This window comes from Streptomyces sp. AC1-42W (assembly GCF_003248355.1).
Lineage (GTDB): Bacteria > Actinomycetota > Actinomycetes > Streptomycetales > Streptomycetaceae > Streptomyces.
Genome location: NZ_QKWY01000002.1, coordinates 1794289 through 1810100, shown reverse-complemented (window position 1 = coordinate 1810100; position 15812 = coordinate 1794289). Strand labels below are relative to the sequence as shown.

The window sequence follows — 15812 nt, the reverse complement described above, 5'->3', positions numbered from 1 at the left end:
CCCGTTCGAGATGTATCCGCCGCCGATGTCCACGCCCGGTTGGTGGTTGGCCGGGTTCGGACCGTTGTCGAGTTCGTACTGCGCGTGGGCTCCCTTGGGAGTCCGGTAGATCGGGATGTAGTCCGGGGCCAGCCCCAGACGGTCCGTCCACCGGTGCGGGTTGTCCACGTACGTGTTCGGGTTGGGGGCCGGGGTCAGGCCCAGGGGGTCTGGGGAGGTGTAGCGGCCTGTGGAGGGGTCGTAGTGGCGGAAGACGTTGTAGTGGAGGCCGGTTTCCGGGTCGTAGTACTGGCCGGGGAAGCGGAGGGGGGTGTACGTGGTGCTGGTGCGGGGCCAGGTGGTGGTGCCCCAGAGGGTGGTGCGGGAGTGCCAGGCGGTGTGGCCGGTCTCGTCGATGAGTTCGGTGGGGGTGCCGACGAGGTCGGTGGCGATGGCGAAGAAGCGGCGGTCGATCTCCGTGTGGTGGTCGTCGGCCGTGAGGATGCGTTCGGTCTGGGCGAGGGGGGCCGGGCCGTGGTGGTCCCAGCTGAGGGCGACCGCGGTCGGGGTGTCGGGCCGGTGGGTGGTCTGTTCGCAGAGGGTGAGGCCGTCCCAGGTGAACCGGGTCTCCTCGGCCACGTCCCCGTCCGCGGTCAGGCGTTGTTTGGCCGTGCGGCGGCCGAGCGGGTCGTAGTGGTAGCGCCAGCGGGTGCCGTCGGGGGTGGTGACGGAGGTGAGGCGGCTCTCCGTGTCCCAGGTGTAGTGCCAGGTGTCGGGTTTGCGGGACAGCCGGGTCCTGCGGCGCAGTGTGACCCGGCCGAGGGCGTCGTGCTCGAAGCGGGTGTCGCCGGCGCGGGTGAGGGTGGTGGCGGTGTAGGCGCGGGAGCCGGTGGCTTCGGCGCCGGGGTGGCCGGAGGGCCAGGTGGCGGAGGTCTGGTTGCCGGCGTCGTCGTAGGTGTAGCGCTCGGTCCAGTCCTTGGCGTGGACGGCGGTGACGCGGCCCACCGGGTCGAGGTCGAAGGTGCGGGTGCCGGACTTCCGGTCGGCGACGGACACGAGGTGGCCGTCGGCGCGGTAGGTGTAGGCGCGGCTGTTGACGCGGCGGGGTCCGGCGTCGATGTGCTGGGCGGTGAGGCGGCCGGCCTCGTCCCAGGCGGAGGTCATGGTGAGCGCGTCGTCGTAGGCGCGGGTGAGTTCGCGGCCGGCGTCGTCGTGCGTGAAGTCGATGCGGTGGCCGCCGCTGGTGAGGCTGCGGGCGCGGCCGTCGGGAGCGTACGTGTAGGAGGTGGCGTGGCCGGTGGGTGTGACGCGCCCGGTACGGCGGCCCAGCGCGTCGTAGGAGTAGGAGAGGGCACGGCCGTCCACCAGTTCGGTCTTGACCGCGCCCCGGCGGTCGTACCGGTAGCGGATCTCGCTGTCCGGGCCCACCGCTTCGAGCAGCCGCCCCGCCCGGTCGTAGGCGTACGTCGTCACCCGGCCGCCGACGTCCTTGCGGATCACCCGGCCGAGTGGGTCGCGTTCGAAGGTGATGGTCCCGCCGAGGGCGTCGGTGCGGGCGGTGATCCGGTTCGCCGCGTCCGTCTCGTAGGCGAGGGTGCGGCCGTCGAAGTCGGTTTCCGCGACGAGGCGACCCGCCGCGTCGTACGCGTAGTCCCAGGTCAGGCCCTGCGGGTTGGTGACGCGGGTGAGGCGCAGCTCCCGGTCGTGCTCGAACGCGTAGCGGGCGCCGTCCGGTCCGGTGCGGGCGGCGAGGAGGTCGAAGTGGGTGTACTCGAAGCGGCTGGTCCCGCCCGCCGCGTCGGTGTGCGTGAGCGCGTTGCCCTCGCCGTCGTACGTCCATGACTCGGTGGCGCCGTCCGGTGCGGTGCGCCGGGCGAGTTCGCCGTCGGGGTGCCATTCCAGGCGGGTGACGGCGCCCACCGGGTCGGTGATGCGGACGGGCCGTCCGAGGGGGTCCCGCTCGGTGCGGGTGACGGCTCCGCCGGGGCCGGTCACCCGTACGGTCAGGCCGGCGGCGTCGCACTCGACGTGGGTCGTGGCGCCGAGGGCGTCGGTGACCGAGGTGAGGCGGCCCGCGTCGTCGTAGGTGTAGCGGGTGGTGGCCCCGGCCGCGTCGGTGACGGCCGTGCGGTTGCCGCGTTCGTCGAACTCCTGGAGCACCCGGCTGCCGTCCGGGCCGGTGATCTCGACCGGCAGGCCCGACGGGCCGCGCACGGTGCGCAGTTCGCCGCCGTCCGGGGCGGTGGTCGCGACCGGCCGGTCGTCCCCGTCGTAGGTGAAGGCGGTGCGCAGGCCCAGTGGGTCGGTGCGGGTCAGGGTGTTGCCGTGCGGGTCGTGGGTGAAGCGGGTGGTGTGGCCGAGTGGGTCGGTGACGGCGAGCGGGAGGCAGCCGGGGCCGAAGAGGTGGCGGGTGGTGTGGCCGTCGGCGGTGGTGAGCGCGGTGGTGCGGTGGCCGCTGTCGGGGTCGGGGTCGGTGTAGGCGAGGGTGATCTGTACGTGGCCGGCCTCGCCGCCCTCCGCGACGACGCGGTCCCGGTCGTCGTAGACGTAGTCGTAGCGGCTGTCGTTGGAGTCGATCCAGGCGGTGACGCGGTGGCGGTCGTCGTAGACGAAGGTGGTCGTGGCGCCGGACGGCTTGGTGACGGCGGTGAGGTCGCCGTCCGTGTAGCCGTAGCTCATCAGGAGCAGGTCCGTGGCGTCCGCACCCGCACCCGTCAGGGACAGGGCGGTGATCCGGCCGTCGGCGGTCGTCAGGCCGAGCCGCCGGCCCGCGGAGTGGACCAGGGCCAGCGGCAGGCCGCCCTCGGCGCGCTCGACGGTGATCCGGTGGCCGTTGCGATCGGTGATCTCGCCGAGCCAGGCGACGCCGTCGCCCCCGGGCTCCGCGCCGGGCGGGGCGTCGAAGTCGAGGACCAGGCCGCTGTCGGGGTCGGTGACCGTGTAGTCGCCGTTCGCGTCGCGGGCCAGCAGCGTACGGGCCCGCCCGGACTCCGGCCGGACGGGCGCGCCGGGTGCCGGGTGCGGGTAGCGGATCAGGAGGCCGTCCGCGGTGACGTGGAGGACGCCGACGGAGTCGATCTGGAGGCGTTCGTCGACGGTGGAGGTCCAGGACGGGCCCAGGAAGCGGCCGGCGGTCAGGCCGGACTCGGTGCGGCGGGTGAACAGCAGCGGCAGGATGCCGGGGAGCGCGACATCGGTCTGCGGCAGGAACATCCGGCCCGTGGCCAGGTCGACGGGGTCGGTGCCGTCGGTGACGCGCCGGCCGTCCGACCGGGTGTGGGTGCCCTCCGGGGCGTCGTCCGCCAGTCGCCGCAGCCGGGCGATGTCGGACGCCTCGTCGACGACGCGCAGGCCCTTGACCGCGGCGCCGCCGCCTCCCGTGGCGGCGGTCAGCGCGAGGTCGGGGATCAGCCGGCCGACGCCCTCGGCCGGGTCCTTCATGAAGTCCTGGACCATCCGGCTGCCGGTGCCGGCCGGGTCGTTCGCGGCGACCACCAGCCCGGCCGCCAGGCTGTTGAGCGAGGTGGCGTACTGCGCCGGGTGCGTCAGGTTGTACGGGTCCATCGGGTTGACACCCCGCACGAAGTTGACGATGCCCGCCGACGCCTTGATGATCCCGCCGTCCAGGTGCATGCCCATGACCTGGGACTCCTCGAACCCGTCCCGCACCTGCCCGGCGTACGACGGCTTCCGCGGCGCCAGGTCGCGGGCGGCCCTGACCGCCGTCCGGGCGGTCTCGGCCGCGGAGTTGCGCTGCTCGCGGGCGGCGGCGAGTAAGTCCTGCGCGTCCTGCATCAGCTGCTTGCCCGGGGTCGGTGAACGTCGACGGCGGCCGCGGCGGCAGCGAGGACGGGTCACGCCGGTCGGCGGGCAGGGCGTTGCAGCGGTCGACGGCGCTGTTGTAGTCGTCCACCTTCTTGCGGTGGGCGTCCGCGGCGTCCTCGGACGCCTTGACGCCCGCCTTCCACTTGTCGATCGCCGTCTGCGCCTGGCCCTGTGCCCAGGTGACGGTGTCCGCGAAGGCGTCGAGAGCCCCCAGCGCCCCGGCCGCGGCGTCGGCGGCCGCGTACCACTTCGGCGGCTGGGTGCTCACCGCGGTGCGCAGGGCGTCGGCCGTCTCGCCCTTGAGCTCTCCGGAGTCCAGCCCCTTCAGCCCGTCCCCGGTGCCGTCGAACGCGGCCCGGAAGGCCCGGAGCTTCGCGACCGTGGCAGTGATCTCGGCGGGGCTGCCGTAGACGAGCTCGGTCCTGTCCTCGGTCTGCCCGAGGTCCATCTCGTCGACCTCGGCGCCCATCCGGTTGGCGACGGAACGGGACTGTTCACGCACCCAGTCCGCGCCGGACTGCCAGCCGACGTCATCCAGCCGGTCGGCCGTCCAGTTCCCCACGTCCTCGACCCGGTCGCCGGCCCACTCGATACCGTCCTCGACCGCGTTCTCGACCGGGTCGGGCGTCAGGTCGCTGATGACGTCGCCTATGCCCACGGTCAGTCGCCCCCCGGCTCACTTCGCTGCTGTGCCCGCTGTGCGCGCTCTTCCGGGGACGGGCCGAACGTCTCGTCCAGCATGCCGTCGAACTGCTCGTCGGAGATCCCCAGCGCGCTGTTGAACATGTCGGCCCGGCGGCCGCCGGTGCCCTCGGTGAGGACCGTGCGGCCGGTGTCCTTCCAGGTCTGCCCCATGTCCTGGCCGGCCCGCTGGAACGACTCCGGGCTGTAGTCCGGGTCCAGGTAGTCCGGCGTGAGGACGTCGCCCCAGTCCTGCCGGGCGATCTCCTCCTCGCTCGCGTGCGGGTTCCCGCCGAACAGGGCGTTGGCGCCCACCTTGAGCGTGCCCGCGAGGTACTGGTCGTGCTCCCACTGCGTACCCGCCGCCAGACCCAGCAGATTCGCGAGCCCACTGGCGTCCCGCACCAGAGCCCGCACCCCCCACTCCCAGCGCTCGCAGAAGTCCTCGAAGTCCACCGAGAGCCCGTGGTGCCCGGCCTCCATCCCGGTCATCGCCAGCCCCGAGAACCCCTCCCCCTCGTCCGGCAACCCGCCCCACCGTAGATCAGGACGCTTCGTGGGAAGGCCGCGGTTCTCGCCGGGGCGGGGGTCGTGGCGGGCCCGGAAATGCGGTGAGGGCGGCTGTCGGGTATTGGCTAGGATGGATGCGGCCTGCAACAGCGCGCCACCGGCACGTTCCCGCGTCCGACCGGTGCACCGCGGCAGGAATCCGACCTCGACTCCGTGCCGGGCCGCAGCCGGCTCTACGCAGCAGAAATTGGGAGCATCCGACGATGACTCGACACCTGATCACCAGCGCGCTTCCCTACATCAACGGGATCAAGCACCTGGGGAACCTGGTCGGGTCGATGCTCCCGGCGGACGTGTACACACGGTACCTGCGCCAGCGCGGCGAGGACGCGCTGTACATCTGCGCCACCGACGAGCACGGCACCCCGGCCGAGCTGGCCGCGAAGGCGGCCGGGCTGCCGGTCGCGGAGTTCTGCGCGCGGCAGCACGACGCGCAGCGGGCGGTCTACGAGGGCTTCGGGCTCTCCTTCGACTACTTCGGCCGCAGCTCCTCCGCGCAGAACCGCGAGATCACCCAGCACTTCGCCCGCAAGCTCCACGAGAACGGCTTCATCGAGGAGCGGGCGATCCGCCAGGTCTTCTCGATCGCCGACGACCGCTTCCTGCCGGACCGCTACATCGTCGGCACGTGTCCGCACTGCGGTTACGACAAGGCGCGCGGCGACCAGTGCGAGAACTGCACGCGCGTGCTGGACCCGACCGACCTCATCGAGCCGCGCTCCGCGATCAGCGGCAGCAGCGAGCTGGAGGTCCGGGAGACCAAGCACCTCTTCCTGCTCCAGTCGAAGCTGTCCGGCGAGGTCGAGGCGTGGATCGACGAGACCGGTGAGGAGTGGCCGCAGCTGGCCTCCTCGATCGCCCGCAAGTGGCTCACCGAGGGCCTGCACGACCGGGCGATCACCCGCGACCTGGAGTGGGGCGTGCCGGTCCCCGCGGACACCTGGCCGGAGCTGGCGGCCGAGGGCAAGGTCTTCTACGTCTGGTTCGACGCCCCCATCGAGTACCTCGGGGCGACGAAGGAGTGGGCGGACCTGGAGCCGGAGTCCCGCGACTGGAAGTCCTGGTGGTACGACGCCGCGGACGTCCGGTACACGCAGTTCATGGCCAAGGACAACGTCCCGTTCCACACGGTGATGTTCCCGGCGATGCAGATCGGCACCCGTGAGCCGGTCAAGCGGGTGGACCTGGTCAAGGCGTTCAACTGGCTCAACTACTACGGCGGGAAGTTCTCGACCTCGCAGCAGCGCGGGATCTTCTCCGACACGGCCCTGGAACTGCTGCCGGCCGACTACTGGCGCTACTTCCTGATGGCGCAGGCCCCCGAGTCGGACGACACGTCGTTCACCTGGGAGCTGTTCGCCACCTCGGTCAACAAGGACCTGGCCGACACCCTCGGCAACTTCGTCAACCGGGTGCTGTCCTTCTCCCGCAAGCGCTTCGGCGACGAGGTCCCGGCCGGCAAGGAGGCCGGGGAGGCCGAGCACAAGCTGGGCGAGGAGATCGCGGGGCTGCTCGCGGAGTACGAGGGCCATCTGGAGGCGCTCCAGTTCCGCAAGGCCGCCCAGGCGCTGCGCGCGCTGTGGAGCGCGGGCAACTCCTACCTGGAGGAGAAGGCCCCCTGGCTGGAGATCAAGACCGACCAGGAGGGCGCCGCGCTGACCCTGCGTACCGCGATGAACCTGATCCACCTGTACGCGGTCGTCTCGGAGCCGTTCATCCCGGCGTCGGCGCGGGCCATGCGCGAGGCGTTCGCCCTGGCGGACGACTCGGCGACGTGGGTCGGCGCGGACGAGGCGCGCGCCCTGGCGTCGGTGCCGGCCGGGACCGCCTTCACGGTGCCGCCGGTGCTCTTCGCCAAGATCACGGACGAGGACCTGGAGACCTGGCGCTCGCGCTTCGGCGCCCAGTAGCCGGCACGCGGTACGCCGGGGACCGCCGGCCTCCCCCCTGGCCGCCCCGGCGGGACCGTGGTCTGCTGGAGCCCACGTCCGGCGAGCGCGGAAGGGGCGGCAGGCCATGACAGACCCGTCCCCGCCGCCCGCGCCGTACGCCGAGACGGTCCACGGCCCCGTGCGCGGCACGTACGAGCGCGGGGTCGCCGTGTTCCGGGGCATCCCGTACGCGGCGGCCCCGGTCGGCGCCCGGCGCTTCGGGGCGCCCGCGCCGCCGGAGCCCTGGACCGGGGTGCGGGCGGCCACCGCGTTCGGGCCGACCGCGCCCAAGCGGCCCTACGCCCCGCCGCTCGACCGGCTGCTGGCCGACCCCTCGGTGCCGGGCGAGGACTGCCTCAACCTCAATGTGTGGACGCCGGACCCGGCGGGCGCCGGGCTGCCGGTGCTGGTCTGGGTGCACGGCGGCAACCTGCTGCACGGCTCCTCCGCCCTTCCGCTGTACGACGGCACGGCGTTCGCCCGCGACGGGGTGGTGTGCGTGTCGGTCAACTACCGGCTGGGCATGGAGGGGTTCGCCGTGCTCCCGGACGCGCCGGCCAACCGGGGGCTGCTCGACCAGCTGGCCGCCCTGGGCTGGGTGCGGGACAACATCGCGGCGTTCGGCGGCGATCCGGACCGGGTCACGCTGTGCGGCGAGTCGGCGGGCGCCATCGGCATCGGGGCGCTGCTGTCCGCGCCGCGGGCGCGCGGGCTGTTCCGGCGGGCGGTGCTGCAGAGCGGCGTCCCCTCGGCGCTGCCGGTGGCCGAGGCGCGGCGGACCACGGAACTCGTCGCGCGGCGGCTCGGGGTGGCGGCGACGGCGCGGGCTCTGGCCGGGGTGGACCCGGCGGCGCTGCTGGCCGCGCAGGGCGCCGTGACGGACGGGGGTTCGCCGCTGACCGGCGGGCACGCGTTCCGGCTGGTGGTGGACGGCGAGCTGCTGCCCCGCGACCCGCTGGAGGCCCTGCTCGACGGGGCCGGGGCCGGGGTGGGGCTGCTGATGGGCTCGAACACCGAGGAGTACCGGCTGTGGTTCGTGCCGAGCGGGCTGACCGAACGGCTCTCCCGTACGAGGCTGCGGCTGGCGCTGCTGAAGTCCCGGGTGCCGCGCGCCACGGTCCGTACGTACCGCGCCAACCGGCCCGGCGCCACGCGCGGCGAGCTGCTCGGCGCGCTCGCCACCGATCTGCTGCTGCGGGTGCCGCTGAACCGGCTGGCCGACGCCCGCGCCCCCGGCACCACGCATCTGTACGAGTTCGGCTGGCCGTCCCCGGTCGGGGGGCTCGGGGCCTGTCACGGGCTGGAGATCGGCTTCGTCTTCGACACCCTGCGCACCCAGGACGCGGTGGCGCTGGCGGGGTACGACGCGCCGCAGGAGCTGGCCGGCGCGATGCACGCGGCGTGGGTGCGGTTCGCGGTGTCCGGCGCGCCCGGCTGGCCGGGGTGGGACGCCTCGCGCCCGGTGATGCGCTTCGGGCCCGGTGCCCCGGCGGTGGTCCGGGCCCCGCGCGACGACGAACTGCGCGGCTGGCCCCCGTACCGGCGGGGCGGGCGCCGGAACACCCCCTGAGTCAGGGGTGTCCGGTCGCGGTCAGCCCTTGTTCTGCGCGGCCCAGAACTCGTCGAAGGTGAGGAGCCCGTCGCCGTTGGTGTCGTGCGAGTTGATCACGGCCTGCGCGACCGGCTCGGTGACGTAGGGGTCACCCAGCTGGGCCATGACGCTCTTGTACTCGGCAGCCGAGATCAACCCGTCGCCGTTCAGGTCGTACCGCTCGAACGCCTTGCGCGCCGACTCGATGTCCGCCATTGTTCCGCCCCTTCGTAGGACTGTCTGACGATGCTCAGATTAACGGGCGCCCCGCGCGGCCCATTCGGCGGCCGGTGGATCACCTCGGCGGCCACTGCCCACATCGTGGATGATCAAAAGAACATGCCGGAGCATTCATGAATATTCATGGATTTGCAGGCAAGTGACCCAACACACCTACATTTCACCTCTAAACTGTCCGCTTTTGTCATAGAAGTGAAGCATTTGCTGCTTTGGCCAGAGGGTCGCCCCTCTGTCATAGTCGGTGTCACGACCTCCTCCGACCCGAGCCAGGTCGTCACATGCGGCCGTGAACACACCCCCCATTTCACGGTCCCCCACAGAAGCCCCCGAGGCGCCGCACCACGGCCGTTCCGGGGGCTTCCGCGTTCCCGGAGGCGGGTTCTTCCGCGGGCCCGAACGGGGGGCGGGGTCAGCGGTCGGAGATGCGCATCTCGAACCAGGTGGTCTTGCCGCGCGGTAAGAGGTCCACGCCCCAGCGGTCGGAGAGCTTGTCCACGAGCATCAGGCCGCGCCCGCTGATGTCCATCTCGCGGACCGGCATCAGACAGGGCAGCCCCCGGGAGGGGTCGCGCACCTCGATCCTGATCCAGCCGCGGCGGCGCAGCATGCGTAACCCGAAGACGCGGGCGCCGGTGTGCCGCACGGCGTTGCCGACGAGTTCGGAGACGAGCAGCACGGCGTGTTCGGCGGCCTGCGGGGAGAGCGCCCACTGATGCAGGATGACGCATCCGGTGAGCCGCCGGGCGGTGGCGGCTGACTCCGGACGGGAGGGCAGCCGCACTTCCTCCTCCGTCGGGTTTCCGAACAACTCCAGCGCTTTGAACGCCTGTTCGTCCTCGACGGCCGGCAATCTCCGTGCCGCTGTCGCGCTGCTGCGCGGTCGCGGCTGCTCCACACCCTCCAGGCCCGCCATGCACACCATCATGGCCGCACGGCGGGCCCTCCGGGGCCGTTCCGGGGGAATCCCCGACCGGCAATCAGCCCTCCCCCGAGCGGCAACCGGCATATGCCAGCGGCATGTCGTGGCTCGGAATACGCCTTCTGACCTGCGGCGACGATGCCCCTTTCGGAATTCACGCGAGAGGGGGCCCCGGCGGTTCCCGAGGTCCCCCCGCGCTTTCGCCAATCCGCCCGCACGGATGAACGCGCCCGTACGCGTTCTCCATCGGTGTTCGGTCAGAGGAACTCGGCCTTGCCCGGACCCTCCTCCACAAAGCTGCGCATTCCGCGCTCCCGGTCCTCCGTGGCGAACAGACCTGCGAACCAGGTTCGCTCGATCGTGAGGCCGGTGTCGATGTCCGTCTCCAGTCCGGCGTCGACGGCCTCCTTGGCCGCGCGCAGGGCCAGCGCGGGGCCCTTCGCGAGCCGGGCCGCCCAGGCGTGCGCCTGCTCGTACACCTCGGCGGCGGGCACCACGCGGTCCACCAGGCCCATGGTCAGGGCCTCGTCCGCCTTGACGTGGCGGCCGGTGAAGATGAGGTCCTTGGCCTTGGCGGGGCCCACCAGCCGGGCGAGCCGCTGGGTGCCGCCGGCGCCGGGAATGAGGCCGAGCAGGATCTCCGGCTGGCCGAGCCTCGCGTTGTCCCCGGCGATCCGGAAGTCCGCGCAGAGGGCCAGTTCGCAGCCGCCGCCCAGCGCGTACCCGGTGACGGCCGCGACGACGGGCTTGGGGATGCGGGCCACGGCGGTGAAGGAGTCCTGGAGGGCCTTGGAGCGCAGCACCATCGCCGCGTGGTCCATGGCCTGCATCTCCTTGATGTCCGCGCCGGCCGCGAACACCTTCTCGCCGCCGTAGAGCACCACGGCCCTGATGTCGTCGCGCCGGGACGCCTCTTCGGCCAGTTCGCGCAGCCGGTCCTGGGTCGCGACGTCCAGGGCGTTCATCGGCGGGCGGTCCAGCCGGATGGTGCCGACGCCGCCGCTTGCTTCGAGGGTTACGGTCATGGGAGGCAGGTTAACCGGCGCTAACCCGTGCGGCACCGGGCGGGGCGGCGGACGCGGGCGGGGCGGCGGACGCGGGCGGGGCGGCGGACGCGGGCGGGCCCGGCACCGGGTGTCCGGTGCCGGGCCCGCCGTACGGTCCAGGAGCGCCGGTCAGGCGGTCCACTCCGACCAGCTCATGTTCCAGCCGTTGAGGCCGTTGTCCGGACTGATCGTCTTGTCCTGGGAGTTCTCCACGACGACGACGTCGCCGATGAGCGAGTTGTCGAAGAACCAGGCCGCGGGCATCTTCGAGTCGCCGCCGCCGCGCACGTCCTGGAGGCCGACGCAGCCGTGGCTGGTGTTGGCGCTGCCGAAGACGCCGGGCCCGCCCCAGTAGTTGCCGTGGATGAAGGTGCCCGAGGTGGACAGGCGCATCGCGTGCGGCACGTCCTTGATGTCGTACTCGCCGCCGAAGCCGACGGTGTCCCCGTTCATCCGGGTGACCCGCAGCTTCTCGCTGATGACCATCTGGCCGTTGTACGTGGTGGTGGCCGGGGCGCCCGCCGAGATCGGGATGTCCTTGATCTGCTCGCCGTCGCGGACGACCTTCATCCGGTGCGACTTGGCGTCGACCGTGCTGACCTGGCTGCGGCCGATGGTGAAGGAGACGGTCTTGGCCTGCTTGCCGTAGACGCCGGGCCGGCCCTCCACGCCGTCGAGGTTGAGCTCGACGGTCACCTTGGTGCCGGCGGCCCAGTACTTCTCGGGGCGGAAGTCCAGGCGGTCGTTGCCGAACCAGTGGCCCTCGACCGGGACGGCCGGTTCGGCGGTCACCTTGATGGCCTTCTCGACGGCCTCGGGGGCGGTGATGCCCCGGGTGAAGTGGATGGAGACCGGCATGCCGACGCCGACCGTCGAGCCGTCCTCCGGGGTGTACTGGCCGATGAAGGTGTTCTTGGGGACGAGCGTGGTGAAGGTGGTGTCCTTCGCGGACTCGCGGCCCTTGGCATCCTTGGCCACCGCGTGGACCTTGTACTTGGTCGCCGCCGCCAGGTGCCTCTCGGGCGTCCAGCTCGCGCCGTCCGCCGCGATCGTGCCCTCGACCTCGCCGCCCTTGGGGTCGGAGACCTTGACGGTGGTCAGCTTCCCCCGCTCCGCCGTGATCTTCAGCGCGCCGCTGGTGGCGACGTCGTCGGTCCCGTCCTCGGGCGCGACGGTCACCACGGCCTGCGAGGCGCTGGTGTCCTGCTCCGCGACCCCGCCCGCCTTGGCGGACCCCGCCTTGCCGGCGTCGGTGCCGCCCCCGCCGCACGCCGTCACCAGCAGCAGCAGCGCGCCCATCGCCAGCGCCGGCAGACCGGTGGCCCTGCGCACCCGTCGTCCGCCGCCCGCCACGGCCGATGTCCCCGATATCGGCTGCCCGTTCAATGTGGTCGTCTCCCCTCACACGGCCTGGCCCCGCCAAGGCCCCGGGAACCCGCGGGTTCCCGCCCCCGCGCGCTGCACCTGCGCGCTCAGTAAAGAGATAATCACACCGACTGTGGGCAGATCGCCCCGGAAATGTCACCGTTCCGTCCCAAGTGGTCAGCGCGCGGCGGAGCCCGCCCGCCACTGGTTCCAGGTGAGGTTCCAGCCGCCCAGGCCGTTGTCCGGCGCGACCGTCCTGTCCCCCGAGTTGACGACCTCGACCACGTCCCCGACGAGGGTGCGGTCGAAGAACCAGCCGGCCGGGGTCGAGCCGCTGCCGCCCCGGACGTCACGCAGCCCGATGCAGCCGTGGCTGACGTTGGTGGAGCCGAACACCTCGTCACCGGACCAGTAGTTGCCGTGCAGGAACGTGCCGGACCTGGTCAGCCGGATGGCGTGCGGCACGTCCTTGATGTCGTACTCGCCGCCGAAGCCGACCGTGTCGCCGTTCATCCGCGTCACCTCGCGCATCTCGCTGACCACCATCCTCCCGTTGTACGTGCGGGTGGAATCGGAGCCCGCGGTGACCGGGAGGGTGGAGACCAGCTCCCCGTCGCGGCGCACCTCCATCGTGTGCGCGGCGACGTCCACCCGCGAGATCTGCTCCCGGCCCACCGTGAACCGCACGGTCTTGTCCTGACTGCCGTACACCCCCGGCGCGCCCTCCACGTCGCGCAGCCCGATGTCCACCGTGACCTCGGTGCCCGGCTCCCAGTAGGCGGCCGGGCGGAAGTCCAGCCTGCTCCGGCCGAACCAGTGCCCCACGACGGCCACCGGCGGATCGGCGGTCACCCGGATCGCCCGCTCCACCGCCGCGCGCCGGGTCACCGGGCGGCTGAACTCGAACGACACGATCATCCCGGTACCGACCGTGGAGCGGTTCTCCGGCTTGAAGTAGCCGATGAAGCGGTGCCCGGGGACCGCTGTGGTGAAGGTGGTGTGCCGGGCCGCGCGGTGGCCGTCGCCGTCCACCGCCACCGCGTCCACGGCGTACTTGGCGGCGAGCGCCAGCCGGGTGCCCTTCTCCGGCGCCCAGGACCGGCCGTCCCCGGCGATGCCGCCCGGCACCTCCTCCTCCCGCGCGTCCTCGATCCGCCGCACCCGGACGCTCTCCAGCCGCCCGTCCGGCACCCGCACCTCCAGCGGCCCGTCCGCGCGGACGTCCTCGGCCCGGTCGGCGGGGACGATCCGGATCGCCTCCCGCCGCTCCCCGGACTTCCCGCCCAGGAACGAGCCGGCGCCCGAGCACGCCGTGAGCACGGCCAGCAGGACCAGTACGGCGAGCGTCCCCGGCCCGGCCGGTGCGGCGGTCCGGTGCGCCGCCGCCTTCTTCGCTACGTGATTCATGACCCGCCAACGACGGGGGCGGGCCGGGGGAAACGTGGGTGCGGGCCGTCCGGGCGGGGGGCGGCTCAGCCCAGGATGCCCCGGTCGTAGCCGGCGGCGACGGCGGCGGCCCGGTCCTTGACGCCCAACTTGGCGAACATATGGGTGAGATGGGTCTTCACGGTGGCCTCGCTGATGAACAGCTCGGCGGCGATCTCCCGGTTGGAGGTGCCCCGCGCCACCAGCGTCAGCACCTCGCGCTCGCGGGCGGACAGCGTCTCGTTGCCGGGAGCGACCGGGGCGCGGACCGCCGAGACGAGCCGGGAGGCCACGGCGAGCGTCCAGGCGGCGACCGCGCCCAGGTGGGCCCAGCCCGGCCAGCCGCCCCGAACGGCCTGGTCCAGGGCCTGCGACGCGGCGCCGAAGGGGGTGGCCTGGACGACGCGGCGGAGCGCCTCGGGCATGGCCTGGACCGGCACCCAGACGCCCGCGGTGAACATCATCGCGAATTGACATCCTCTCCGCCCTAAAGGACTCCGTTGGGGAATGCAGAAACGGGGCTGGTGGTCAGGCTGTCAGGGTGAGTGCGGCGAGGTGGGAGGTGCGTGTTGGGCCGAGGGGGGTGCCGTTCAGCCAGGCGTCGAGTCGGATGATGTTGATGGCGGTGGCTGCGAGGACGTTGCCGAGGTGGGTCTTGCGTTGCCCGGTGTAGCGGGTGTGGCGGATGCCGGTGCGGCGGACGGCTTGCGAGATCGTGCCCTCGACACCGGCCCGGATGTCGTACCGCTTCTTCCACTCCTCGGTTCGCTGTTCCCGGCGGCGCTGGTCGAGAACCTGCTGCTGCTCGCGGGGCAGCAGGGTGAGGCTTCGGCCCCACTTGCCGTTCGACGCCCTGGTGCACTTGTCCCGCACCGGACAGGCCGCGCAGTCCTGAGCGGTGAAGTGCACCCGCGAGACGGGTGTGCCGCTGCTCTTGCGCTGATCGGACCAGCTGGCACTGACCTTGCCCTGGGGGCAGACGGCCGTCTTGGCGTTCCAGTCGATGGTGAACGCGCTCTGTGTGAAGTGCTCGCCGTCATGGTTCTCGTGGCAGGTGTCCAGGCCGACCGGCCCCACCAGCTCGATCCCGTACTGGTCCCGGGCGGTGACGATGTGCGCGGCGGTGACATAGCCGGCGTCCACGTCGTGTTCGTCGGGAAGCAACTCCCGTTGTCCCAGGCCCTGGTGGACGGCCTCGGTGATCTCGGTGTCGGCGACGGTGGCGTCCGTGGTGCAGACATGGGTGATCAGGTGCGGGGCGTCGGGTTCGCAGGTCTCGCTCAGGTGGGTCTTGTAGCCGCACCAGCCCGATCCCCGCTTCACGCCGTAGCGGGCGTCGGGGTCGTAGGGCGAGGAGAGCCGACGTCTGGCCGGCGGGAGGTCCTTGCCCTCCCGCCAGTGCACCCCCTCGCTGTCGCGGTGGTACTGCTCGACCCAGGCCCGGCGCAGGACCTGGACGGCCGGGATCTGCCGCAGCCAGGAGGGGGCCCCGGGGGCATGGACGGCCTCAAGGACGGTGAAGCCGTCCCGGCCGACCTGCTCGGCCCACTGCGCGCGGACGTTCTCGCCCTTGGGGAACCGGTAGGAGTCGACCCGGGCGCCGTAGCGCTTGACCCAGTCGGCGGTGACCAACCCGCTCAGCCAGTCCGGGGCAGCCACGGCCAGCGCCTCCAGCGCGGCGCGCAGGGTCTCGCCGACGAACTCCATCCGGTTCAGTGTCCGCACCGCCGCCAGCACATGGGTGGAGTCGGTGCGCTGACGGCCCCCCGACCGCAGCAGCCCAAGCGCGGAGATCCGCTCCAGGACCAGGTCCAGGGCTTTCTCCTCCAGGCCGTGCTCGATCAGTCGGACGCGGAAGTCGCTCAGGACAGAGAAGTCGAACCCGGGGTCGTCCAGTTCCAGGCCGAGGAGGAACTTCCAGTCCATACGGGCCCGCACCTGGTCAGCGGCCTGCCGGTCGGTGAGCCCTTCTGCGTACTGCAGGACCGAGACCAGCGCCAGCGCGCCGGGCGAGACCGCCGGACGCCCCCGCTTCGCGAACGCCTCCGCGAAGGACCCGTCCTCGAACAGCGAGCCGAGAGCCTCGCGCACCCGCACCGCAAGCGTGCCCTTCGGGAACGCCGCCCGCACCACCCGAGCGGTCAGCTCCGGCACCCCACGGTCATCCCGGGACTCCAACGACACCCAGCCCACCCCTCGCTCCAACGAACAGAACGATCATGCCAACCACAACGAGTCGA

The 15812-nt window shown here is 72.3% G+C and carries 9 protein-coding genes and 3 pseudogenes; 2 read left to right on the top strand and 10 right to left on the bottom strand.

Going from position 1 to position 15812, the window contains the following annotated elements:
• Nucleotides 1-123: 123 nt before the first annotated feature.
• Together DNK56_RS26175 and DNK56_RS26170 are read right to left on the bottom strand one after the other, a co-directional pair.
• Nucleotides 124-4462: pseudogene (locus tag DNK56_RS26175) on the bottom strand (putative T7SS-secreted protein); the annotation flags it as partial.
• 2 nt (nucleotides 4463-4464) lie between these two features.
• On the bottom strand, nucleotides 4465-4977 hold the full coding sequence (locus DNK56_RS26170; protein WP_241990184.1) for a hypothetical protein: 513 nt from the start codon (nucleotides 4975-4977) through the stop codon (nucleotides 4465-4467).
• Nucleotides 4978-5258: 281 nt separating this feature from the next.
• On the opposite strand from DNK56_RS26170, the gene metG reads away from it, so the two are divergent.
• Both metG and DNK56_RS26160 read left to right on the top strand, forming a co-directional pair.
• Nucleotides 5259-6965: a methionine--tRNA ligase gene (gene metG / locus DNK56_RS26165; RefSeq protein ID WP_111338282.1), complete on the top strand. Its 1707-nt coding sequence runs from the start codon at nucleotides 5259-5261 to the stop codon at nucleotides 6963-6965.
• 106 nt (nucleotides 6966-7071) lie between these two features.
• Entirely contained in the window at nucleotides 7072-8556 is a 1485-nt protein-coding gene (locus DNK56_RS26160; protein ID WP_111338281.1) for a carboxylesterase/lipase family protein, read from the top strand.
• 21 nt (nucleotides 8557-8577) lie between these two features.
• Here the strand turns inward: DNK56_RS26160 and DNK56_RS26155 are convergent, their stop codons facing one another.
• From DNK56_RS26155 to DNK56_RS26120, 8 genes and pseudogenes are all read right to left on the bottom strand, one after another.
• Nucleotides 8578-8793: an EF-hand domain-containing protein gene (locus tag DNK56_RS26155; protein WP_037690105.1), complete on the bottom strand. Its 216-nt coding sequence runs from the start codon at nucleotides 8791-8793 to the stop codon at nucleotides 8578-8580.
• Nucleotides 8794-9226: 433 nt separating this feature from the next.
• Nucleotides 9227-9742, bottom strand: coding sequence for an ATP-binding protein (locus DNK56_RS26150; RefSeq protein ID WP_111338280.1), 516 nt, complete (start codon nucleotides 9740-9742; stop codon nucleotides 9227-9229).
• A gap of 251 nt (nucleotides 9743-9993) precedes the next feature.
• On the bottom strand, nucleotides 9994-10761 hold the full coding sequence (locus tag DNK56_RS26145; RefSeq protein ID WP_111338279.1) for an enoyl-CoA hydratase/isomerase family protein: 768 nt from the start codon (nucleotides 10759-10761) through the stop codon (nucleotides 9994-9996).
• A gap of 150 nt (nucleotides 10762-10911) precedes the next feature.
• Entirely contained in the window at nucleotides 10912-12168 is a 1257-nt protein-coding gene (locus DNK56_RS26140; RefSeq protein WP_199563622.1) for a L,D-transpeptidase, read from the bottom strand.
• A 156-nt stretch (nucleotides 12169-12324) separates the two neighbouring features.
• The gene (locus tag DNK56_RS26135; protein WP_111338277.1) at nucleotides 12325-13554 is read right to left on the bottom strand and encodes a L,D-transpeptidase; all 1230 of its coding nucleotides are present in this window, start codon (nucleotides 13552-13554) and stop codon (nucleotides 12325-12327) included.
• A gap of 65 nt (nucleotides 13555-13619) precedes the next feature.
• Nucleotides 13620-13868: pseudogene (locus tag DNK56_RS26130) on the bottom strand (response regulator transcription factor); the annotation flags it as partial.
• A pseudogene (locus DNK56_RS26125) lies at nucleotides 13857-14042 on the bottom strand (ABC transporter permease); the annotation flags it as partial. The pseudogenes DNK56_RS26130 and DNK56_RS26125, both read right to left, overlap by 12 nt.
• Nucleotides 14043-14100: 58 nt before the next feature.
• Nucleotides 14101-15756 carry an IS1182 family transposase gene (locus DNK56_RS26120; protein ID WP_111335593.1) on the bottom strand — a complete coding sequence of 552 codons (1656 nt, stop codon included), beginning with the start codon at nucleotides 15754-15756 and terminating at the stop codon, nucleotides 14101-14103.
• Between the last annotated feature and the right edge of the window lie 56 nt (nucleotides 15757-15812).